Source organism: Pectobacterium wasabiae CFBP 3304 (assembly GCF_001742185.1).
Taxonomy (GTDB): domain Bacteria; phylum Pseudomonadota; class Gammaproteobacteria; order Enterobacterales; family Enterobacteriaceae; genus Pectobacterium; species Pectobacterium wasabiae.
Map to the genome: position 1 here is coordinate 4,550,341 of NZ_CP015750.1, position 23,246 is coordinate 4,573,586.

Below are 23,246 nucleotides of genomic sequence, written 5' to 3' on the forward strand. Positions count from 1 at the left end.
AATAATAGCGGCAGCGGACAGAGGATACTGAACACAAGAATAGAGAAAAACGGCCCGAAGGCCGTCTGTCTCAGCATAGTAATCTTAAGCGGATTTAGACATTCCCAGTCGCCATCGCAGGGGCTTCTTCATCGGAATGGTCATGGTTTTGTTCCAGTTTGGCAACCACCGCTGTCGCCATGCCGTTACCAATGACATTGGTCGCCGTGCGGCCCATATCCAGAAACTGATCGATACCAATAATCAGTAAAATACCCGCTTCGGGTAAGCCGAACATCGGCAATGTGGCTGCTACCACCACCACCGCCGCGCGAGCGACACCCGCCATGCCTTTACTCGTGATCATCAACGTCAGCAGAATCAGCGTTTGTTGCGTCAAACTCAGGTGAATATTGTAGGCCTGCGCGATAAACAGAATCGCAAAAGCCTGATAAATCATCGAGCCGACAAGGTTAAAGGAATAGCCCAGCGGGAGTACGAAGCTGGTGATTTTTTTAGGAACGCCGAATTCGCTCAGTGCCTCCATCGTTTTCGGATAGGCCGCTTCGCTACTTGCCGTAGCAAACGCCAGCATGCTGGGTTCACGTAGCAGTTTGAGCAGTCCCCAGGTTGCTTTCTTCCCGAGGAACAGCGCAGCGGCGCCGAACATTAGCCCCCATAGCAACGCCAACCCAATATAGAATTCACCAATGACTTTGCCAAAGTCAAAGAGTAATCCCAGACCTTCGGTCGTAATAGAAGACGCTAATGAGGAAAATACCGCCAAGGGCGCTAATCGCATGACATAATCCGTCACCCGAAACATCACTTTCGCCAGTTCCTCTATCATCGACTCCATCGTGACGGCATGCTTATTTTGGCCTTTCACAAAGGCCAGCGCCGAACCGAAAAACATGGAGAACACCAGGATCTGCAATATTTCGTTATTCGCCATTGCTTCGACGATGCTGCGTGGAAAGATATGAGCAATAAAGCTTTTCAGTGTAAATCCGCCGGTACTCACACCAGTATCTACCTGAATTGGTGTACTTGGGATGGCGAGATTCATCCCAACACCTGGCTCAAAGATATTTGCCAACACCATGCCAATAAAAAGAGAAACCAGTGAAGAGCAAATAAACCACACCATCGCTTTCAGCCCTATTCGGCCGACAGAGGAAGAATTCCCCATACTGGCAAGACCAGAGACTAGCGTTGCAAATACCAAGGGTGCAATAATCATTTTTATCAGACGAAGAAAAACATCGGTCACTAAATTAAAGTAGGACACCACCTCTTTGGCTTCCTGCACAGTCAATAAAGAATGACAAGCTCCACCAACAATAATTCCGAAAATAATAGCTAAGGCTATAAAAAATAATAACCGGTTCTTTTTCATAGTAACCTCATGGTAATGAATAGATTCAGACAATACACATTATTAGTAACGGTTAGTCGCCTAATGCACGGTCGTAAGCGACCCACGGCTCATCCGATTTTTTCATAGTATTATCTGTGTCTTGATGTGGTGTTCATTGTGGTTCGGGAAGCGTATTTATTTTCCATCATTGATAGCGGATTTCTCGACGCCACGTAACGTATAATGGGAAACGTCATAGTTAATTAATATTACGTGCTTTCTGCGAAAATCATTGAGCATGACTACCTCTCCTTTATTACATACGATAAATAAAGGGGTAGTTCATTCGGAATAACACGAAAACAACGTCCCTTCATACCCTTTCCTATTTTTAAAATATTAATGATACGTTAACCATGGGGGAATAACTTAAATTGACGTTATCATGAAAAATACGAAACCTGTCACTAATGAAATTTTTCTTATCAATAAAGTTAGTAATAATTAATTAACATCTAGCGATCTCTCGCTGAAAAACATCACTCACACAGCCGATTTACAGTATTTGCTTCAAAAAGTAGCCAGATCGCTTTATTTAGCGGCTTTACCCGTACTATCGCTGCGTCTACCTGCACACCGTCTCTGGTGACCAATGAGCGATCCGTACCACAGTCAGTGGTATGTATTACATGTGACATCATTCTCCGCATGGCGAAACGCTCAAACCCGCAAAGTAGTCCCTGAATAGCATGATAATTTGACTTTACTCCGTCAAAATCGCCCAAATTTCATACGACAATCATACATAAGGAGTATTTTGCAAGAAGCCTCACACTCTATCGTTACGTTTTGTTGTAAAAAAACGACATGGCGTCATTCAACAATCATCAGCGCATGTGTTGGTGGAAAAATAATAATAGAAAGGGGTTTTCATGAAACTGTTTTACAAGGCTGAAAGCAGTTCTCTTTTTACACACATCGTTTTGATCGAATCCAAATTGGAGTTCAAACTGGAGAAGGTCAACCTGCGCACGAAAAAGACAGAGCGTGGAATCGACTATATGTCCATCAATCCAAAGGGAATGGTGCCAGCATTAGAGCTCGATGATGGATCTATCTTGACTGAAGGCGTCGCTATTGCCGAATACATCGCCGATCTGGTTCCGCACTGTAACCTTATCGCCCCCACCGGGAGTACAGCACGCTACCATACGATTGAATGGCTGAATTACATTTCCGCTGAACTGCACAAAACGTTTACACCGATCTTCCGTCCCGGTACGCCGGAAACGTATAAAGAGCTATTGACTGAGTATTTGCAGGTCAAATTCCGTTATATCAACCTGGTGTTGAGCGAACAAAACTATTTGGTCGCCAACCGCTTCAGTATCGCCGATGCGTATCTGTTTACCGTGATGCGCTGGGCACAGTCGTTAAAGCTGGATATGTTCCGCTACCCTGCGCTGGCCGCCTATCTCGACCATATTGCCGAGCGCCCTTCCGTCGCTACCGCACTTAAGGTTGAAAGGTTGAAAGGTTAACACGTAATAACGCCCCAGAATTCGGGGCGTTATTCGTTTCACGACAGGCGAACAGCCTGGAAATGATGGCGTGGATTGGCGATACCATCCTGAGCCGCAACCAGTTGCAGTTCATACTCATTCATTTCTTTCGTCACTAACATGACTTCATACACAGCCGCCGTTGTGTGCTCCAGCGCTTTATCCAACGCGACACCTTTCAGCAAATTCACCAGCAGCAACCCACTGGTCAAATCGCCTACGCCTACAGGCTGGCGTTCAAATTCCACCAGCGGGCGGCTGATGTGCCAGGCACCCGTCGGCGTGACCAGCAGCATTTCGAAGCTATCTTCACGACTTGCCGCTCGACTAAGGTGCTTCACCAGAACGATTCTTGGCCCTTTTTCACACAGTGCCCGTGCTGTCTCCACGGCTTCCGTCACGTTATGCACGGTACGGCCACCAAGCAGTTCCAGTTCAGGCAGATTTGGCGCGATAATGTCAGCCGCGAGCAGCGACTGCTGGCAGTGAAAACCAGAGACACCGGGAGCCACAATACAGCCTTTCTCCGGCGTCCCCATCACAGGATCGCAGAAGTATAGCGCGTCAGGGTTGGCGGCTTTTACCTGCCGAACAATATCCAGAATATGTTCACCTTGCTCAGCAGAGCCGATATAACCACTCAGCACCGCATGACACGTCTTCAACTTGTCGATATTCGCAATCCCCTGCACCACTTCAGTCAAGTGGCTGGCAGGCATCACACACCCCGTCCAGTTCCCGTATTGGGTATGGTTCGAGAACTGTACCGTATTCAATGGCCAAACGTTTGCGCCCATCCGACGCATTGGAAACTCTGCTGCGCTATTACCCGCATGACCAAAAACGACATGTGATTGGATGGAAAGTATATTTTTCATTAGATATAACTCAAACCCTTGCCAGCGCCTATGCGCCTCAACTTACAAGAAGAAAGGGAGCTTACGCTCCCTTATCGGTGATGCTTATGCTTTCCAGCAGATCAGGCAGTAGTGCTTTTTACCACGACGCAGCAAGGTGTAGCGATCAAACAAGCGGTCAGCAGCACTGAAAGTGTATTCAGGATTAGCCTGCTTTTCGCCGTTAATCGTTACCGCATTCGAAGCAATCATCGTGCGCGCTTGACCGCGCGACGGCACCAGTTCGGCGCTGACCAACGCCTGTTGTAAATCAGCGCTGTTTTCCAGTTCGATAATCGGCATGCCATCCTGCGCGAGCTGAGCAAAGTCGTCCTGCGTCATATCCTGCAACGCGCCAGAGAACAGGCTTTGCGTGATGCGACGAGCCGCTTCCAGACCCGATTCACCATGAACCATACGCGTGACGTCTTCCGCCAGCACGTATTGAGCACGTGGAGCTTTGCCGCTGTTTTTGTCTTCTTCTTCCAGCGCATCAATGTCTTCGAGGCTCATGAACGTAAAGAACTTCAGGAAGCGGTACACATCGGCATCCGCCGTGTTGATCCAGAACTGGTAGAATTTGTAAGGACTGGTCTTGCTGGCATCCAGCCAGATTGCGCCGCCTTCCGTTTTACCGAATTTCGTGCCATCAGATTTGGTGATCAGTGGAACAGTCAGACCGTAAACCTGCTTCTGATTCATACGGCGCGTCAAATCGATACCCGACGTGATGTTGCCCCACTGGTCAGACCCACCGATTTGCAGTTCGACGTCATGCTGCTTGTTCAGCGAGGCAAAGTCATACCCCTGTAACAGGTTGTAGGAGAACTCAGTGAATGAAATACCGACATCATCACGGTTTAAACGTTGCTTAACGGCTTCTTTGCTAATCATCTGATTAACGGAGAAATGCTTGCCGATATCACGCAGAAAATCCAGCACGTTCATGTTGCCAAACCAGTCGTAGTTATTGGCAGCAATCGCACTGTTTTTACCGCAGTCAAAATCCAGAAAAGGAGAAACTTGGCGGCGAATTTTTTCTACCCACTCACCCACGGTGTCAGCCGTGTTCAGCTTACGCTCTGTGGCTTTAAAGCTTGGGTCACCGATCAGCCCCGTCGCACCACCGACCAGTGCTACCGGTTGGTGACCAGCAAGTTGGAAGCGCTTCAGGCAGAGCAGCGGCACCAGATGCCCCAAATGCAAGCTGTCAGCGGTAGGATCAAAACCGCAATACAGTGCAATTGGCCCTTGCGCCAGCCGCTCTGCTAACGCTTCCTCATCCGTCACCTGGGCAATCAAGCCCCGCTCTTGCAATTGTTTAATCAGGTTACTACTCGCCATCGATAACTCCATTTTTATAAAAACAGGCCGTTACGTCCCCTTTGGGTTTACGCGCAGAGCCGTGAGAAATGCGCAGCATACCTGTCTGCTGTCGCATGATGATTTCGCTGCCGCATTACCTTACGCAACAGACTACGAACGCCATATCGCCGGGCAATATCCAGCCAACGCGAAACTTCATAGAATAAAGTGCCGATGGTAGGAGCGCCAGCGTTTAACACGGATATTTCGTGATTAAGGCGCTAAACGATCAATCTGCCAGCTCTCTTCTTGTCGCTGGTAGAAAAATCGGTCATGCAAGCGGTGCTCACCGCCCTGCCAGAACTCGACAGAATCGATGACGACGCGGAAGCCCCCCCAAAAACTCGGTAAAGGGACGTCGCCACTTTGGAATTTTTGCTTCAATTCTAAAAACTTGCTTTCCAGCACGCCGCGCGCGGAAATCCGGCTAGACTGTTTTGATACCCACGCACCAATCTGGCTGTCTTTCGGACGGCTATGGAAGTATTTCAGCACCTCAAGCGGCGACAGTTTCTCTACGCGCCCTAACACCATCACCTGCCGTTCCAGCATATGCCAGGGGAAAAGCAGGCTGATACGTGGATTGCTTTCCAGATGATGAGCTTTTCGGCTGCCCATATTGGTATAAAACACCATGCCTTTCTCATCATAGTGTTTAAGCAGAACGATACGTTGATAGGGCTGCCCGTGTTCATCAACAGTCGCGACAGACATCGCGGTAGGATCGGCCAGCTTCGCGTCACACGCCTGTTTCAGCCAGCGTTCAAACAAATCCAGCGGGTTAGCAGGGAGATCGCCACGACGAAGCCCGCCACGCGTGTATTCACGGCGGATGTCAGCGATATCGGCTGGTTGAATAAGAGGAGTACCGTCAGAGGGGGAGCGTTCCTGAGTCATAATATCCTGCTGTCGCAATGTCGGGCCAGAAGCGGGGAAAATCCCATTCTGCTCCCGTACCCGAAAAATCGCAATCAGCACTGACACCACTAACGTTCGGTGTCAGTTACATCGGTGACAACATGCAATCGTCCACGATAACGCGTTCACCTCGTTGGATAAATGCACGCTCGCCCTTGCTCCAGAACGTATAGGTGGCATTGCTGTACCTGACTCCAGAAGCGGACACCACCTGAGGAAGCACCAAGCGTTCGCCATCCAGCAGGAAACTCACCTGTGCAGGCTTTTCGCCGCCCTGCTGTAACGTGACGGTTAGCGGCATGGTGCCACATTGATAATGCAGCGTTTCCACTGTCTGTTTATGACCAAAATAGCTGCATCCGCTTAGCAGGATCAGCACGGCCCCCGTCAGCAATTGTTTCATTTTTTCTCCTGTCATTCTTGTCGATGGTGACAACTAACGCTGCCGCTCATTGAAGTTTAACAAGAGGATAAACACGAACCTCTCGGTAAAATCTGATTAATCCACGTTGCTCGGATAAATCGCGCCTAATACAGTTTCCTGACTCGCCCCCGTGACTGACGGCAGATTACCCGGCAATCCCGATAGCGTTCGTGACGCCAGCCAGGCAAATGCCAGCGCCTCCATATCATCGCCGCTCACGCCATATTCATCCGTGGTGCTGACTTCGATACCCGGCAATAGGGCCGAGAGGCGCATCATAATGAGTGGATTACGCGCACCGCCACCACAAACCAATAAACGCTCACATCCACCGACCAGTAGCACCTGTTCAGCAATGCTCATGGCCGTCAGTTCAACCAGCGTCGCCTGAACATCCTGCGACGCAATCGGCGGCAGGCCAGCTAGCATTCTTTCCAACCAGCCCAGATTGAAATACTCACGTCCGGTGCTTTTCGGTGCCCGTAACGCAAAATAAGGATCGGTCAACATTCGACGTAGCAATAACGGGTTCACCTGACCGCTCATCGCCCATACCGCGTCTTTATCATACGGCTGGGCACAGTGCCGCCAGATCCAGGCGTCCAGTAGCATATTCCCCGGCCCGGTATCGTAACCCCGCACGGGCGCACCCGGCACCAACAGTGACAGATTGGCGATCCCTCCGATATTGAGCACGATACGACGCTCGACAGGATGCAGTAACAGCGCATGATGGAATGATGGCACCAGCGGCGCGCCTTGCCCACCATAAGCCAAATCGCGACGACGAAAATCGCCCACGGTCGTGATACCCGTTAAGGCAGCAACACGGTTATTATCTCCTATCTGCAACGTACACGGTGCATCGCTCGTAGGTTCATGCCAGACCGTCTGCCCATGGCAGCCAATCGCGGTAATATCCTGCGCCCCCAGCCCCGTCTCTTTAAGCAGCGTCAGAACCGCTTCGGCAAACAAAATACCCAAACGCGTATCCAACTGGCCCAAGGCAGACAGCGTCACTGCCTGCCCCTGACACATCCCCAAGATGGCCATTTTGATATCCTGCGGTATCGGGTGACAGTAGCTGGCCTGCTGAGCAACCGTATGTTCATCAATCGCGGCTAGCACAACATCAACACCATCAAGACTGGTGCCGGACATCACGCCAATATATCTGCCTGATCTCATTATATAGCCTTTTCCACTGTGGGATTAAAAAGAGAACACCGATAACAACCGTTACGTTGAGAATAAAAATAGCACGTTAACACGCTGAATTATTAAATTTTTTGCGTTTTTGCCATACGGGTTAGGTTTTAACCAAAAGTGGGATTTTGATAATATTTGCTACAAAAAAAGCCGAGTGTTGTGCTATTTACTCTTCTGTTTAGACGTAATTTAAGCGCACTATTATATTCTGAAAAAAAGAGTAAAAAGAGTGGCATGCTACTCTGAGCCAGACCATAATTTATGGGTATAACACTGCGTCGGCCGAGGCTGAGCCAGCCCGACATATTCGCTATTGAGGAGTTTTTATTATGATGAAGCGTTTGCTTGTGGTTACCCTTGCGGGTATCACGCTCGCTGGTTGTGCTAATACCAGTACGCTTTCTGGTGATGTGTACAGCGCATCCGAAGCTAAACAGGTGCAGACCGTTACCTACGGCACCATCGTTTCTATGCGCCCGGTGCAAATTCAGGCAGGGGAAGATTCTAACGTTATCGGCGCGCTGGGCGGTGCTGTACTGGGTGGTTTCCTGGGTAATACTATCGGCGGCGGTTCCGGTCGTAGTCTGGCGACGGCGGCTGGCGCGGTGGCGGGTGGTGTCGCGGGTCAAAGCGCGACGGGTGCACTGAACCGTACACAGGGCGTAGAGCTGGAAATTCGTCGTGATGACGGCAGTACCATTATGGTAGTGCAGAAACAGGGCGATACGAAATTCAGCGCAGGTCAACGTGTTGCCATGGCCAGCAATGGCCGCAGTATCACTGTCTCGCCACGCTAATGTTGCATGACGATCGCCGCTTTTCGCGGCGATCGTCACAACGAATAAAAAATTCCCGGAATAAATAACCAATAATTGGTATCAGTAATATTACCGGGATTTCATTCTCCCTCTGCGTAACCCAAATTTAGTTACACTTGATTTTCATGTAATGCCAATATATTTTTCTCAAGACGCGCAACCAACAGCGCTAATTCATCAACCTGTTCCGGCGTAATTCCAAATAACACCTCACTTCGTGTATGACTAATTACACCATTGACTGCCTGTATTATTGGTTCTGCTGATTCAGTCAGCATAATACGTTTTGCCCGACGATCGTGAGCACAAACGTGGCGAGTGATTAACCCCTTCTCCTCAAGTTGATCCAATGTCCGGACTAATGAGGGTTGCTCAATACCGATTGCTTTAGCCAATTGAATCTGCGACTGGCCGGGGGGTAAGTGGTATATGTTATGCAACGTGACCCAATGCGTTTGAGTCAGTTCAAGTGGTTTTAATCGGTGATCGACCAGTGCACGCCACACGCGCACCAGACGAGCTAAATCAGATCCTAATGGCAATTCCATCACCTCTCCTTATTGTTAGCACGCTAAGTTATATCCCTGGATTGCAATCAACTCTGATTTATAAGAATAAAAAAACGATATTATTATCGTAAAAATAGAACCTTCACGGAAGGCGATTCTATCAAATAAACGCCTTTTAAAAATGATCTTAGGCTTATTTTATTCAATCGAACGCGACTACGTTGCTTAAACAAAATTTCACGTAAATAGATCATCTAAGACAAAATGGCTTAAAACAACGATGGCTGATGGGACTCTACTGGTGTATCGGTTTTTTCTGAACGCTGTGACCGTTTCATTCTTTGCCGACACAAACGCAGTACATCCTGTTTCTGCGCATCACTCATTTGGCTCCAACTAAAGCGTTCGTTACGATTGCGAAAGCAACCGCGACAATATCCGCTGTCATCCGTCTGACAAATACCACGGCACGGATTAGGGACAACAAAGAGTTCAAGTTGCTCTGGCACACCACCTCCCGCGACAACTCTATTTATTGAAGCCCTGTTCTTTACTGCTGGCAAGCCAAAACGGACCGTCACAATGAAAATAATTAGATAAGCATTGTAATCACTGACGATTTTTTTATACGCAAGGTAGCCTAAAATTCCCCTACTGCGCAATAAACCCCTCCGGTTAGTACGTTTTAACACAAACCTCACCATCGTGTCGCATTTTTAGCATCACCCCAACAGCTTGGACTCACCAGAGCCACAACGCTATACTTCCCTTTTGTTGCACTTTTTTAACGAGGGCATTATGCGTTTACTTCATACCATGCTGCGTGTTGGCAATTTACAACGTTCTATTGATTTCTATACTCAGATTCTGGGAATGCGTGTACTACGCACCAGCGAAAATACCGAATACAAATACACACTGGCTTTCGTCGGTTATACCGAGGAGAGCGAAGGTGCAGTTATCGAACTGACTTACAACTGGGGTGTCGACAGCTATGATTTAGGCAACGCCTATGGTCATATCGCGTTGGGCGTTGACGATGTTGCCGCAACCTGTGAGCGTATCCGCAAAGCGGGTGGCAATGTGACGCGTGAAGCTGGCCCGGTCAAAGGCGGTACTACCGTTATCGCATTCATCGAAGATCCAGACGGCTATAAAATCGAATTGATCGAGAACGCCCACGCTGGTAGCGGCATCGGTCACTAATATCCAGTATTCTACAGGTGCTACATCGGCACCTGTTCTCCCTCTTCGCCTCCTCTCATCTTCTGCTATTTCCTTCGTTTGAAAGCCAACGGGCATGCTGCATCTCCGGCCAAAATTTGCCATAATGCGCGCTGCGTTTTGCTGACAATTAAGAGACAAATGGCTGATAAAAGTGATCTGAACGCCCTGAGCGGCCGTTTTCGTGGGTTTTACCCGGTAGTGATTGATGTTGAAACCGCTGGATTTAATGCGAAAACCGATGCCTTGCTGGAAGTCGCGGCGGTAACATTAAAAATGGATCAAGACGGTTGGTTACAGCCAGATGAAACCCTACATTTTCATGTTGAGCCATTCGAAGGTGCGATTCTAGAGCCTGCAGCGTTGGCGTTTAACGGTATTGACCCCACCAACCCACTGCGCGGCGCAGTGAGCGAATACGATGCGCTGCACGAAATTTTCAAAGTCGTGCGTAAAGGGATTAAAGATCAGGGCTGCAACCGCGCGATTATCGTGGCGCATAATGCCACGTTCGATCACAGTTTTATGGCAGCGGCAGCGGATCGTTGTAGCCTGAAACGTAACCCATTCCACCCTTTCGCCACGTTCGATACCGCCGCACTCAGCGGGCTGGTTCTGGGCCAGACGGTTCTGGCTAAAGCCTGTATTACCGCCGGTATTGCGTTCGACTCCAGCCAGGCGCACTCCGCGCTGTATGACACCAACCAGACCGCATTATTATTCTGTGAGTTGGTTAATCGCTGGAAACGTCTGGGTGGGTGGCCACTTGCGCTGGAAGAAAATGCTGCCGAAGACGCGTCAACCGAAGACTGATAAAACGCGAAAATTAGTGGTAAAAACAACGGGTGCCATAAGGCACCCGTTGGAATATTCACGCTCACAATATAACAATACTTAGCATTGTTATTACACGTGCTTAAAGCATTACTCTTGATCGGCCTGCTGCGCTTTGTATTTATCAGCCGTTTCTTTGATCAGTTGTTGCAGTTCACCGCGCTGAAACATTTCAACTACGATATCACAGCCGCCAACCAGTTCGCCGTCCACCCACAACTGTGGGAATGTCGGCCAGTTCGCGTATTTCGGCAGCTCAGCACGAATATCCGGGTTCTGTAAAATATCAACATAAGCAAAGCGTTCGCCACAGGAAGACAATGCCTGAACGGTCTGTGCAGAAAAACCGCAGCTTGGCAATTTTGGGGAACCTTTCATGTACAGCAGAATCGGGTTTTCAGCAATTTGGCGCTGAATTTTTTCAATTGTCGGTGTCGTCATCTTCTTGCTTCCTTAAATCTATAGGATGGCTAACGTCCAAAACGCTAGCCATGAGTCGCTGTCAGAGTGTTACGACAGCGACATTGACTCAATGATATTGTACCGATGCCACTAGCTACAAAAAAACGCCATTTTTTGTAGGGTTATTTTTCTATCTCGATTATTCGGCATTGGTGAAATCAACGCCAGAAAACGCTGATAAATCAAACGAAAAAATAACTATTAACGTTTTTTCACTATTCTGTATGAATAAAGCGACCGTGCCCACTTTTTTATGACGCCGTTTTCAGGAATACTGTGCGGATTGAGCGAGTTAAGGATTATGTTCGGTCACTTTTATTATGCGCTTATTTATTACTCTTTTTATATTATTTTTCAGCAACCTATCCCTGAACATCGTTCAGGCTGCGCCGCATACCCCGCATTCTGCACCGAAGAAAAGCGCCGTTGAAGAAACGAATAAGAAAGGTCGTCAAACAAAGGGTAATGCTAAATCACCGACGCCAATCAAAAGCAAAAAACCAGAACCCATCGCAGTCAGCAATAAGGCCAAACCTCGCACGGCTAACAAATCGGCAGAAAAGACGCCATCACGGACGCAAGGTAGCACACCAGCGCTAGTGAAAAAAAACCTTAAAAAGCTGAAGCCTGAAAACGATAGGCAGACAATCGCACAGGCCAGAGTCAAAACCGGGCTGAAGAAGACCGTACTCAAAGGGAAAGTGGATAAAGACCCACCAACCACAGAAAAAGGGATGACGCTGAGCGCGGCACACAAAAAACGCTATCAGCACGCCAAAACGACAGCAATGAATAAGTTGATGAGCCAGATCGGTAAACCTTACCACTGGGGCGGTTCATCTCCTTTTACCGGATTCGACTGTAGCGGACTGGTCTATTATGCGTATAAAGATGTCGTTAAGATCCAAATCCCACGTACCGCGAACGAAATGTACCATCTGCGCGATGCCGCTCCGATTAAAAAGAGTGAACTGGAAAGTGGCGACCTGGTCTTCTTCCGCATCAACAATCGTGGGGCAGCCGATCATGTCGGGGTTTATTTGGGAGAAGGCAAATTTATCCAGTCGCCGCGTACAGGCTCAGATATTCGTATCAGCAAACTGAGTGAGGACTATTGGCAGGAGCACTATGTTGGAGCGCGGCGCGTGGTGACACCACAGACTATTCGTTAAGAGATAGGGGCAACCTACGTCGAACAGCAGTGATGCAGACACGTTTTATGCACCACAAACGTGTCTGCGTGCTTAACTAATGCGGAAGCACCGAGCGGTTAGTTCAGCACCGCAACAAAGCTAAATGCGATGATCACGGCCAACGAGCCAACGGTTGTCAGCAGAGACATCTTCAGATTTGTATCCATAAACCACTCCTTATTAGCGAACAAGTTTCATCTGAAACTTCCTCTGAAAAAAAGACACCACCATTTGCAGCAGAACCCACAGGGCAGTTAAAGCCACAAATAATAGGGTTATTACGATTCTTTCATAATTCTAGCGAAAAATCTCCGACGAATGCATCACTAATAGTATAAATTAGCCCTTTCACTTTCATGATAAATCGGACACAATCCGCTGTTTATGAAAGCGCTGCGTATCAGTCGAAAAACGTCAAGCCAGATCCCTTCGGTATAACATTCGGCACTCTCCTTCTGAAATCCTGTTTTTTAGCTTAGAAGAAGAACTTTAAACGTAGGCAAACGATTAACAATATACTTACGTCTGTAACAGGTAAGTTCAGGAGTCATTTTTAGATGGCAACGATTAAAGATGTGGCAAAACGTGCTGGCGTTTCCACCACAACCGTATCGCACGTGATTAATAAAACACGTTTCGTCGCCGAAGAGACTAAGGCAGCCGTCAGGGCAGCAATCAAGGAATTGCACTACTCGCCCAGCGCCGTCGCCCGCAGCCTCAAAGTTAATCACACTAAATCTATCGGCTTGCTGGCCACATCCAGCGAAGCACCCTATTTCGCTGAGATCATTGAAGCAGTCGAAAACAGTTGTTATGCCAAAGGCTACACGCTGGTGCTGTGTAATTCTCATAACGACATCGGCAAACAGCGCGCTTATCTCTCGATGCTGGCGCAAAAACGCGTCGACGGCCTGCTGGTCATGTGTGCCGAATACCCGCCAGAACTCTTGGGCATGTTGGAAGATTATCGCAGCATTCCCATGGTCGTCATGGACTGGGGACAAATGCACAGCGATTTCACCGATACCATCATCGATAACGCCTTTGAAGGCGGCTATATGGCGGGTCGCTATCTGATTGAACGCGGCCATCGGGATATCGGTGCCATCCCAGGAATACAAGAGCGCAACACGGGCAACGGACGCTACCTTGGCTTTTTAAAAGCGTTGAAGGAAGCCGACATCGCCGTGCGCGATGAATGGGTCGTGCGAGGCGATTTTGAACCGGAATCCGGTTATAAAGCCATGCATCAGATTCTCGCGCAAAAACAGCGGCCCACCGCCGTATTCTGTGGTGGCGACATCATGGCGATGGGTGCCATTTGTGCGGCAGACGAATTGGGGTTACGTGTACCACAGGATATTTCGGTGATCGGTTATGACAATGTGCGTCACGCACGGTTCTTTACACCGGCACTAACCACCATCCATCAGCCGAAAGAGCGTCTGGGCCAATCCGCCTTCTCTATGTTGCTGGATCGTATTACCAGCAAGCGCGAAGATGCACACGTCATTGAAGTGCATCCGACGCTGATTGAGCGCCGCTCGGTTGCCGACGGCCCGTTCCGCGATTATCGCCGCTAACCTCGACAATTCAACACACACGATTTTCTTATACCTATCCGCTTTCCCTCTCTGCTTCAGCCAATTCTCTTGTATATTGGCTGAAGCGACTCTAAACTGAACTTTGCGTTTCAGTTTCACTGATAAAACCCAAAATAGTGATGGCCGCACTTCGGTAAACAGGTACGCATTTTTTGCCAATGGGCACCCCGTTTACGCGCAAATTTCTTCTTCATTTTTCTCTGGTGACAGCCGATACATCGGCTGCGGTAAGTGCTGTCCAGGTATGTTTTTCCATACTTTCACACGTGAAAAATTTAGGAGACATCATGGGTACACCTTATGCAAAAGAACAGCGTAGCCATACCTCGCCCTGGTTCAAAATCATGCAGGAAAGGCTAACCGCTGCGGATATCACCATTAACGGCTCTCGTCCTTTTGACATCCACGTGATCAATACCAGTTTTTTTAAACGCGTCTTGCAGGAAGGTTCATTGGGGTTAGGTGAAAGCTATATGGACGGATGGTGGGAGTGTGAACGGTTGGATATGTTTTTCCATCGTGTCCTGCGCGCAGGACTAGAAAATACATTACCTCGCCGCTTGCACGATCTTACGCGAGTCGCCATTTCCCGCATCACCAATTTGCAGTCCCGCAGACGTGCCCGAGTGGTCGGCGAGCTGCATTACGATTTGGGTAATGACCTTTTTGCCCTGATGTTGGATCCTTACATGCAATATTCCTGCGCTTACTGGAAACAAGCGCAAACGCTGGAACAGGCGCAGGAAGACAAACTCACCCTGCTTTGTGAAAAACTCCAGCTAAAATCAGGGATGACGCTGCTGGATATCGGTTGCGGTTGGGGTGGACTTGCCGAATTTGCGGCGCGCCGCTACGGTGTTTCCGTTTACGGCATCACCATTTCCAAAGAACAACAGATGCTGGCGCAGCAGCGCTGTCAAAATTTGGACGTCCTCATCAGGCGACAAGATTACCGCGATCTCGATCGGCAATTTGACCGAATAGTATCGGTAGGCATGTTTGAGCACGTCGGGCCACGCAACTATGATAACTACTTTCGTATTGTACGCCGCAGCCTAAAGCCAAATGGGCTGTTCCTGCTGCATACCATCGGCGCTAACTCAACCGGTTCACGCCTCGACCCTTGGATTCATAAATATATCTTCCCCAACGGCTGCATTCCATCCATTCAGCATATTGCGCAGGCGAGTGAACCTTACATGGTGATGGAGGACTGGCACAACTTCGGTGCCGATTACGATCGTACCTTAATGGCGTGGCATACGCGCTTTCAGCAAGGATGGCCCCAGCTTTCCACACGCTATACTGCCCGCTTCCGTCGGATGTTCAGCTACTATCTGAACGCATGTGCCGGAGCATTCAGAGCAAGAGATCTTCAGCTCTGGCAGATTGTCTTCAGCATTAATGGCATTGACGGCGGATTATGCGTTTTGCGTTGAGAGGAAGAAGAGGAACCGGATGAGCGTATCCATCCGGTTTAACAAAATAGGCGACACAAAACTTAGTCTTCGCTACCGAGTTCGCTCGCCTGCTTGCTGGCGAGTACGCGCTCGACGGTATCCACCACGGCCTGCGTTTGCGGGTCGATTTCAATATTAATGCGATGCCCCAAACGCTTCTGCCCTAGCGTTGTGCGATTCAACGTTTCTGGAATTAAATGCACGCAGAAACGTCCGCGAGTCACCTCGCCCACCGTCAGGCTGATGCCATCAATCCCGACGAAACCTTTGTGCAGCACGTATTTCATCAGCGCTTCATCTGCCAGGCGGAACCAAATCTGGTGGTTGTTCTCTGAAACCTGAATCTTAACCACTTCCGCCGTACACATAATGTGGCCCGACATCACATGTCCACCGATCTCATCACCGAATTTCGCCGCTCGCTCAATATTCACGACATCGCCTTCATGAATATCACCCAGATTCGTTAGCCGCAGCGTTTCTTTCATCAGATCAAAACTGACACGATCGCCGTCAATAGCCGTCACCGTCAGGCAGCAGCCGTTGTGCGCCACCGATGCACCGAGCGAGAGCCCTGGCAGCAGGTCGGGGGAGAGTTGAACAACGTGAGTACGAAAATTGGATTTTTCTTCAATTGACACCACAGGTGCGGTGCCCTGAACAATACCGGTAAACATGCGGTTTGCCTCTTAAAAACAAAGAAATGACGCTGTGCAGTGTGCCCGATATTTTACGGAAAACCAAACCGGAATGCCGAGCGTCAAACGCTCTCGAAACGGCAGCGTAACAAAAAGAATATATTCTCTTTCATGCTGGTTTACTTTTATTAAGTCGTTACAATAACGCTCTCATTTTATTCTTGACGTTTTTCATATCCAGATTATTCATCCCGCTAGCAAAATTAAGTCATTCAAGGAAGGTATCCGTGCAACAGTATCTGACAGAAGCGCGTAAATTATCGGCGCTTGCTGTTCCTGTCATTATTGCGCAAGTGTCCCAAACATCAATGGGTGTGGTTGACACCATCATGGCAGGCGCTTATAGCGCCACCGATATGGCCGCCGTCGCAGTGGGGACGTCTATCTGGCTACCCGCCATTCTTTTCGGCCACGGTTTGCTATTGGCGCTAACGCCCGTTGTCGCCCAGCTCAACGGTTCCGGCCGTCGCGATCGCATCTCTCATCAGGTGCGGCAATCGTTTTTCCTGGCCGCCATCATTTCTCTGCTGACCATGCTGGTGCTGTATCAGGGTGAATATGCCATCAATCTGATGAGCGCCGACTCACCGGAACTGGCAGCAAAAGCCATCGGTTATCTGCATGCGTTGCTGTGGGGCGTACCCGGTTATCTGTTCTACCAAGTGCTGCGCTGCCAGTGTGAAGGGCTGTCCAAAACCTATCCCGGCATGATGATTGGGTTCATTGGGCTGTTAATCAACATCCCGATTAACTATATCTTTATCCACGGTAAATTTGGCATGCCCGAACTGGGCGGCGTCGGCTGTGGCGTGGCTACCGCGTCGGTTTACTGGATCATGATGCTGTTGATGATGCTCTATACCCGACGTGCTCCCTGGCTACGCGATATCCGCCTTCATCGCCCGGCATTCCGGCCGGATGTTGCCGTACTCAAACGACTGTTTGGCCTCGGCTTACCTATCGCGCTGGCACTACTTTTTGAAGTTACGCTGTTTGCGGTGGTAGCGCTGTTGGTTTTACCGCTGGGTGTCGTCGATGTGGCAGGCCACCAGATTGCCCTAAACTTCAGCTCTCTGATGTTCGTCCTCCCGCTCTCGGTTGGCGTTGCCACGACCATTCGCGTCGGGCATCGTTTAGGGGAGGGATCGGTTGAAAACGCCCGCATTGCCGCACACACTGGCATCATGGCGGGAGTCGCGTTAGCCAGTTGCACGGCAATTTTCACTACGCTACTGCGTGAACCTATCGCCCTGCTCTACAATCAAGATCCTCTGGTGGTCGCGATGGCTTCGCAGCTCATGCTTTTAGCCGCTGTTTATCAAATATCCGATGCGGTTCAGGCAATCGGCAGTGGCGTACTGCGCGGTTATAAAGACACCCGCGCGATTTTCTATATTACGTTCACTGCGTATTGGGTATTAGGGTTACCAAGCGGCTATCTGCTGGCGTTGACAGACGTCATCGTGCCGCGCATGGGACCTGCGGGTTTCTGGTGTGGTTTCATCATTGGCCTAACGGCAGCAGCAGTGATGATGGTGACGCGGATTCGTTTTCTTCAGCGCCAGCCCGCCGCGCGAATTTTAGCGCGGGCCGCCCGCTAGATAACGTTTCATCCTGTCTTCTACCCTAAATAATTCAAGTTGCGTGACAAAACGCTGGCGTTTTGAACAACGCCAAAGCGTTGGCTCTTTAGGGCGAGGCCCACGACGGGCCGAGTATTTAAGGGCAGCCAACGCACAAGCAGCTTGAAGCATGACGGGTATCGTCGAAAAAAACGGCGGAACGAATACAAGCTCAGCAATCGCACCGGCAAGTGCACAAAATTGCATTTTTCTTCTTGCCAGTTTTCCCCTTGCTCGCTACTATTCGCCCCGCTGTCAGACAGGCAGTTCGGTATCTAAATGCGTTCATAGCTCAGTTGGTTAGAGCACCACCTTGACATGGTGGGGGTCGTTGGTTCGAGTCCAATTGAACGCACCATTTTTTGCTTTTCCCTCTTTTACTCCTTACTTATTCCCCATTCTTTGATGCAACAAACACCGTCATTCACAACAATCTGTTAGTTCATATCTTTTACTGCGCCCAGTTAAGTAACTAAATTAACCATTAAGTAACTATTTTCACACCCATTATGCACTTTTTTGTTTCATCTGACCCGATTCAGCTAAAACTATTTAATAACCGCTCATTATATAAGTGTATATAGCACCACGTTGGTATTCCTTGTTTTTTTACTTCTTAAAATCAGGATGTCAGGACACCGCTATGTACGATTATTTATATTTTTTCCTGGGTAGCTTCCCACTGTTAGTTATGATTGTTCTTATTCTCAAAATAAAAATGCCTATCCACCATGCGGTACTGATTACGCTGACGCTAACCGTCGCGATCGCCGCTCTATTCTGGCACACGCCACTAAAAACGCTGGGGTTAGCGGCAAGCTATGGCGCTCTGAAAGGCCTATGGCCCATTGTCATCGTTATTCTGGGTGCCATATACAGTTATAACCTGATGCAAAAAACACGCAGCATGGACGTACTACGTGATGTCCTTGCCAGTGTCAGCGATGATAAACGTATTCAGGTATTGCTGATTTCATGGTGTTTTGGTGGTTTTCTCGAAGCCGCAGCGGGTTATGGCACCGCTGTTGCGATCCCCATCGGCATCCTTATCGCACTCGGCTTTAACCCGATGAAGGCAGCCGTCGCATCGCTGGTCGCGAATACCGTTCCTACCGCTTTCGGCGCTGTCGGCATTCCGGTTTCCATTTTAGCGGAACAGGTTAACCTCCCGGTCACCACATTAAGCGCCACGGTTGTACTGCAACTGGCGTTATTCAATATTCTCCTCCCCTTTGTCATCATCGCAATCATCGGTGGCGGTATTAAAGCCATTCGCGGCGTGTTCGCTATTACGCTGGTGTGCGGCATCACCACGCTGGTGCCGCAGTATATTGTGGCCGTCCACCTCGGGGCCGAATTGCCCGCTTTCGCAGGCAGTTTAGCCAGCCTGATAGCGGTCACGTTAATGGCAAAATGCCGTAAAAAAGAGACCGAAACGGCCTACCTTATCGACAGCGCGCAGCGCACTTCCCTATCAGGCTACTCCTCCAGTCAACTGGGGCGTGCCTGTGCGATTTATATCCTGATTTTTACCTTTATTCTGCTTTGCTCTCCGCTGTTCCCCACTATCAGAGGCATCGTCTCTCAGGTGGCTTCCGTCATTCCCTTTTACCTGACGGAGACACAAGTACTGAAGTTGAAGATCGATTGGATTGCCACTCCCGGCGTCCTGATCATCATCGCCAGTCTGCTGGGCGGTTTTATACAGGGCGCGAATCTGGGAACCATGCTGAGTGTCTTCGTCAGTACGGTAAAACAGCTTAGAAACTCGATTATCGCAATTACCGCTATCGTCGCCATGGCGACGGTAATGGATGTCAGCGGACTGATCGCCACGCTGGCACAAACCATGGTGGACGTAACCGGAGGGGGATATCTGTTTATTGCTCCCGTAATTGGAGCGTTAGGCACTTTCGTCACCGGCAGCGACACCAACTCCAACGTGCTGTTTGGCAAGTTACAAACCATGGCGGCGGAAAAATTGCATGTTGATCCCGTCTGGCTGGCGGCGGCGAATACCGCAGGGGCCACCGGCGGCAAGATGATATCGCCGCAAAGTATCGCGATCGCGGTGTCGGCAACGCGCATGGAAGGGCAAGGCAGCGCAATCATGTCCGGTACGCTGAAGTATTGTGGCGTTTACATCATCATTCTCGGGCTCAAGGTCGGCCTGGTCTACTACCTGTTTATGGCCTGATGTAACAATAAAAAAATCCATCTACATTGAGTAATGGGAGTCTGTCGTGAATGTTAATTTTTTTGTTACCTGTATTGGTGACGCTCTGAAATCCCGTATGGCACGTGATTCCGTACTGCTACTGGAGCAGTTGGGTTGCCACGTGCACTTTCCCGAAAAACAGTCGTGTTGCGGGCAACCGGCCATCAACGGCGGTTATATCAACAGTGCTATTCCCGGCATGAAGAGCATCATTGCCGCGCTGGAAGACAATGACGACCCGATCATTTCTCCAGCCGGTTCATGCATGAACGCGATCCGCCACTATCCTGAGTATCTGGCCGATGAGCCAGAATGGGTACTGCGTGCCGAACGCGTCGCCGAACGCATGAAAGACCTAACCTCGTTCATCGTCAATACGCTTGGCGTGACGGATGTCGGTGCTCGTCTATCAGGAACCGCGGTTTACCACCCTTCCTGTAGCCTGTTTCGCAAGTTAGGCGTGCGCGAAGAGCCCATCGCGCTACTCAACCACGTTCAGGGCCTGCACTTGCTGCCGTTTAAGGCAGAAGAAACCTGTTGCGGCTTCGGTGGTACGTTTTCGGTGAAGATGGCAGAAATTTCTGGCGAAATGGTCAAAGAAAAAGTCAGCCACATGATGGATGTCAAACCCGACTACCTGATTGGCGCTGATGTCAGTTGCCTGCTCAATATCGGTGGCCGCATGCAGCGTGAAGGCCATCCGGTCAAGGTGATGCACATCGCCGAAGTCTTGATGAGCCGCTAAGGAGAGGATATGAGCCTAAAAACCAGTGATGTTAAATTCAAGGATCGTATTCAAACCCAGATTCACGATCCCATCATGCGTAAGGCGGTTGCCAATGCGCAAGAACGTATCGGCGCAAATCGTCAGAAAATGGTCGACGAGTTAGGCCATTGGGAAGCATGGCGTGACCATGCCGCCCAGATCCGCGAGCATGTACTTAACAACCTCGATGCCTACCTTTACCAGCTCTCAGAAAAAGTGACAGCCAACGGTGGACACGTCTATTTCGCTAAAACCAAAGAGGATGCCACCCGCTATATCCTTCAGGTTGCTCAGGCTAACCATGCCAAAAAAGTCGTCAAAGCGAAATCGATGGTCACCGAAGAAATCGGCATGAACCACGTCTTGCAGCAGGCGGGAATTGAGGTTATCGAAACCGATCTGGGCGAATATATTCTGCAACTGGATCAAGATCCGCCGTCACATGTCGTCGTTCCCGCTATCCACAAAGATCGCTACCAGATCCGCAAGGTATTACACGAAAAACTAGGCTATGACGGGCCAGAAACGCCAGAAGCCATGACGCTGTTTATTCGTAAGAAGATACGTGAGGATTTTCTCAGTGCGGAAGTTGGCGTAACCGGCTGTAACTTCGCGGTGGCGGAAACCGGCTCGGTGTGTCTGGTCACCAACGAAGGTAATGCGCGCATGTGTACCACGCTGCCAAAAACGCACATTGCGGTGATGGGCATGGAGCGTATTGCCCCGACGTTTGAGGAAGTGGACGTTTTAATCACCATGCTGGCACGTAGCGCGGTCGGCGCGCGTCTGACGGGCTACAACACCTGGCTGACGGGGCCACGGGAGGCGGGACATATTGATGGGCCGCAGGAATTCCATCTGGTGATCGTCGATAACGGTCGTTCACAGATTCTCGGCTCCGCGTTCCGCGATATTCTGCGCTGTATCCGCTGTGGCGCCTGCATCAACACCTGCCCTGCCTATCGTCACATCGGTGGACACGGCTACGGCTCCATTTATCCTGGCCCGATTGGTGCGGTTATTTCTCCCTTGTTAGGTGGCTATCAGGATTTCAAGGAGTTGCCCTATGCCTGCTCGCTCTGCACCGCCTGCGACACCGTGTGCCCAGTCCGCATTCCCTTATCGTCACTGATTCTCAAACACCGACGCGTTATGGCGGAAAGCGGAATAACGCCGAAAGCCGAACAGCGCGTGACGAAGCTATTCAGCTACGTGAATAGTCATCCAAAGCTATGGAAGGTCGGAATGATCACCGGAGCCCATGCCGCAGGCTGGTTTATCAAAAACGGTAAACCACGCATTGAGATGGGTGCCATCGGTGAATGGACGGAAGCGCGCGATCTGCCGGATGCAGACGGTGAAAGCTTCCGCAGTTGGTTTAAGAAACATCAGGCGAGAGGAAGAAAATGATGGAAAACCGCGATAGTTTTCTGGCCGATATTGCCCGTCAGCTTGGCCGCAAGGTGCGCCACGCTCCCGCTCCGCTACCCAGGCCAGCGAGCCATCATGCTCGTACCCGATTAACCGATCTCACCGTGCAACAGCGTTGTGATGCCTTTATCGATGTCGCCACTAACGTCATGCTGGCACACTGCGAAATCACCAGTGAAGCCGACGCAGCGCAGGCTGCGCTGCGATTGTGCGATAAATACGGTCACGCGCCCGTGATTATCAGCGGCGATCGGCGTTTAGAGGCATTAGGGATCACCGCGTGTTTGCAGCGTGAGTGTCAGGCCACCGTATGGGATCCCAGCGTGGGAGAAGAAAACCTGCGGCTGGCAGAGCAAGCTAAAGTCGGCGTAGTTTACGCGGAATATGGCCTAACCGAATCAGGCGGCGTGGTGCTATTTTCCGCTCCTCAGCGAGGACGTGCCGTCAGCCTGCTGCCGGAGTCCTCTCTCTTTGTGCTACGTAAAAGCACATTGTTACCCCGCATCGCACAGTTGGCACAGCACCTACATCACATGGCGCAACAAGGCGAGCGTATGCCGTCGTGTATTAATATTATTGGTGGCCCGAGTTCCACCGCCGATATTGAACTGATCAAAGTGGTCGGCGTACACGGGCCGATTAACGCCGCCTATCTGATCGTTGAGGACTGTTAACACCCGGGCAGGCGGCATCA

23 protein-coding genes and 1 tRNA gene are annotated in these 23,246 nt (G+C 50.0%); 13 read left to right on the forward strand and 11 right to left on the reverse strand.

What is annotated here, in order from left to right:
• Nucleotides 1–94 precede the first annotated feature (94 nt).
• Nucleotides 95–1,378, reverse strand: coding sequence for a dicarboxylate/amino acid:cation symporter (locus A7983_RS20670; RefSeq protein ID WP_005972526.1), 1,284 nt, complete (start codon nt 1,376–1,378; stop codon nt 95–97).
• A gap of 893 nt (nt 1,379–2,271) precedes the next feature.
• Between A7983_RS20670 and gstA the strand changes: the two genes are divergently transcribed.
• The gene (gene gstA / locus A7983_RS20675) at nt 2,272–2,880 is read left to right on the forward strand and encodes a glutathione transferase GstA (protein WP_005972528.1); all 609 of its coding nucleotides are present in this window, start codon (nt 2,272–2,274) and stop codon (nt 2,878–2,880) included.
• Nucleotides 2,881–2,918: 38 nt separating this feature from the next.
• On the opposite strand, the gene pdxY is transcribed toward gstA, so the two are convergent.
• The 5 genes from pdxY to anmK form a co-directional block, all read right to left on the reverse strand.
• Entirely contained in the window at nt 2,919–3,779 is an 861-nt protein-coding gene (gene pdxY / locus A7983_RS20680; RefSeq protein ID WP_005972529.1) for a pyridoxal kinase PdxY, read from the reverse strand.
• A gap of 84 nt (nt 3,780–3,863) precedes the next feature.
• A complete protein-coding gene (gene tyrS / locus A7983_RS20685; protein ID WP_005972530.1) occupies nt 3,864–5,141 on the reverse strand; it encodes a tyrosine--tRNA ligase in 1,278 nt (425 codons plus the stop codon).
• 234 nt (nt 5,142–5,375) lie between these two features.
• Nucleotides 5,376–6,059, reverse strand: coding sequence for a pyridoxamine 5'-phosphate oxidase (gene pdxH, locus A7983_RS20690; protein ID WP_005972531.1), 684 nt, complete (start codon nt 6,057–6,059; stop codon nt 5,376–5,378).
• A 106-nt stretch (nt 6,060–6,165) separates the two neighbouring features.
• On the reverse strand, nt 6,166–6,483 hold the full coding sequence (locus tag A7983_RS20695; RefSeq protein ID WP_005972532.1) for an MliC family protein: 318 nt from the start codon (nt 6,481–6,483) through the stop codon (nt 6,166–6,168).
• A gap of 96 nt (nt 6,484–6,579) precedes the next feature.
• Nucleotides 6,580–7,692, reverse strand: coding sequence for an anhydro-N-acetylmuramic acid kinase (anmK, locus tag A7983_RS20700; protein WP_005972533.1), 1,113 nt, complete (start codon nt 7,690–7,692; stop codon nt 6,580–6,582).
• Between the two features lie 350 nt (nt 7,693–8,042).
• Between anmK and A7983_RS20705 the strand changes: the two genes are divergently transcribed.
• Nucleotides 8,043–8,510, forward strand: coding sequence for an outer membrane lipoprotein (locus A7983_RS20705; protein ID WP_005972534.1), 468 nt, complete (start codon nt 8,043–8,045; stop codon nt 8,508–8,510).
• Nucleotides 8,511–8,641: 131 nt separating this feature from the next.
• Here the strand turns inward: A7983_RS20705 and slyA are convergent, their stop codons facing one another.
• Complete coding sequence (gene slyA, locus A7983_RS20710; protein ID WP_005972535.1) at nt 8,642–9,079, reverse strand: transcriptional regulator SlyA; 438 nt, start codon at nt 9,077–9,079, stop codon at nt 8,642–8,644.
• A gap of 230 nt (nt 9,080–9,309) precedes the next feature.
• Nucleotides 9,310–9,549, reverse strand: coding sequence for a DUF1289 domain-containing protein (locus tag A7983_RS24770; protein ID WP_071531137.1), 240 nt, complete (start codon nt 9,547–9,549; stop codon nt 9,310–9,312).
• Between the two features lie 289 nt (nt 9,550–9,838).
• Here A7983_RS24770 and gloA point away from each other — a divergent pair, with 289 nt between their 5' ends.
• Entirely contained in the window at nt 9,839–10,246 is a 408-nt protein-coding gene (gloA, locus tag A7983_RS20715) for a lactoylglutathione lyase (protein WP_005972537.1), read from the forward strand.
• A 159-nt stretch (nt 10,247–10,405) separates the two neighbouring features.
• Entirely contained in the window at nt 10,406–11,077 is a 672-nt protein-coding gene (rnt, locus tag A7983_RS20720; RefSeq protein ID WP_005972538.1) for a ribonuclease T, read from the forward strand.
• Between the two features lie 111 nt (nt 11,078–11,188).
• On the opposite strand, the gene A7983_RS20725 is transcribed toward rnt, so the two are convergent.
• The gene (locus tag A7983_RS20725; RefSeq protein WP_005972539.1) at nt 11,189–11,539 is read right to left on the reverse strand and encodes a Grx4 family monothiol glutaredoxin; all 351 of its coding nucleotides are present in this window, start codon (nt 11,537–11,539) and stop codon (nt 11,189–11,191) included.
• A gap of 341 nt (nt 11,540–11,880) precedes the next feature.
• On the opposite strand from A7983_RS20725, the gene A7983_RS20730 reads away from it, so the two are divergent.
• On the forward strand, nt 11,881–12,732 hold the full coding sequence (locus tag A7983_RS20730) for a C40 family peptidase (protein WP_005972540.1): 852 nt from the start codon (nt 11,881–11,883) through the stop codon (nt 12,730–12,732).
• 98 nt (nt 12,733–12,830) lie between these two features.
• On the opposite strand, the gene cydH is transcribed toward A7983_RS20730, so the two are convergent.
• On the reverse strand, nt 12,831–12,920 hold the full coding sequence (gene cydH / locus A7983_RS24055) for a cytochrome bd-I oxidase subunit CydH (RefSeq protein WP_005972541.1): 90 nt from the start codon (nt 12,918–12,920) through the stop codon (nt 12,831–12,833).
• 390 nt (nt 12,921–13,310) lie between these two features.
• Between cydH and purR the strand changes: the two genes are divergently transcribed.
• Nucleotides 13,311–14,336 carry an HTH-type transcriptional repressor PurR gene (gene purR / locus A7983_RS20735; protein WP_005972542.1) on the forward strand — a complete coding sequence of 342 codons (1,026 nt, stop codon included), beginning with the start codon at nt 13,311–13,313 and terminating at the stop codon, nt 14,334–14,336.
• Between the two features lie 308 nt (nt 14,337–14,644).
• Entirely contained in the window at nt 14,645–15,796 is a 1,152-nt protein-coding gene (cfa, locus tag A7983_RS20740; protein ID WP_005972543.1) for a cyclopropane fatty acyl phospholipid synthase, read from the forward strand.
• 62 nt (nt 15,797–15,858) lie between these two features.
• Here cfa and A7983_RS20745 read toward each other — a convergent pair whose 3' ends face one another.
• Complete coding sequence (locus A7983_RS20745) at nt 15,859–16,494, reverse strand: riboflavin synthase (protein WP_005972544.1); 636 nt, start codon at nt 16,492–16,494, stop codon at nt 15,859–15,861.
• Between the two features lie 248 nt (nt 16,495–16,742).
• Here A7983_RS20745 and A7983_RS20750 point away from each other — a divergent pair, with 248 nt between their 5' ends.
• The 6 genes from A7983_RS20750 (at nt 16,743) to A7983_RS20775 (ending at nt 23,226) form a co-directional block, all read left to right on the forward strand.
• The gene (locus A7983_RS20750; protein WP_005972545.1) at nt 16,743–18,116 is read left to right on the forward strand and encodes an MATE family efflux transporter; all 1,374 of its coding nucleotides are present in this window, start codon (nt 16,743–16,745) and stop codon (nt 18,114–18,116) included.
• Nucleotides 18,117–18,418: 302 nt separating this feature from the next.
• A tRNA-Val gene (locus tag A7983_RS20755) sits at nt 18,419–18,495 on the forward strand.
• 285 nt (nt 18,496–18,780) lie between these two features.
• Nucleotides 18,781–20,334: an L-lactate permease gene (locus tag A7983_RS20760; RefSeq protein ID WP_005972546.1), complete on the forward strand. Its 1,554-nt coding sequence runs from the start codon at nt 18,781–18,783 to the stop codon at nt 20,332–20,334.
• Between the two features lie 46 nt (nt 20,335–20,380).
• Complete coding sequence (locus tag A7983_RS20765; protein WP_005972547.1) at nt 20,381–21,100, forward strand: (Fe-S)-binding protein; 720 nt, start codon at nt 20,381–20,383, stop codon at nt 21,098–21,100.
• 9 nt (nt 21,101–21,109) lie between these two features.
• Nucleotides 21,110–22,531, forward strand: coding sequence for a LutB/LldF family L-lactate oxidation iron-sulfur protein (locus A7983_RS20770; RefSeq protein ID WP_005972548.1), 1,422 nt, complete (start codon nt 21,110–21,112; stop codon nt 22,529–22,531).
• A complete protein-coding gene (locus A7983_RS20775; protein ID WP_039478486.1) occupies nt 22,531–23,226 on the forward strand; it encodes a LutC/YkgG family protein in 696 nt (231 codons plus the stop codon). The genes A7983_RS20770 and A7983_RS20775 overlap by 1 nt, the downstream gene beginning before the upstream one ends.
• Nucleotides 23,227–23,246: the final 20 nt, after the last annotated feature.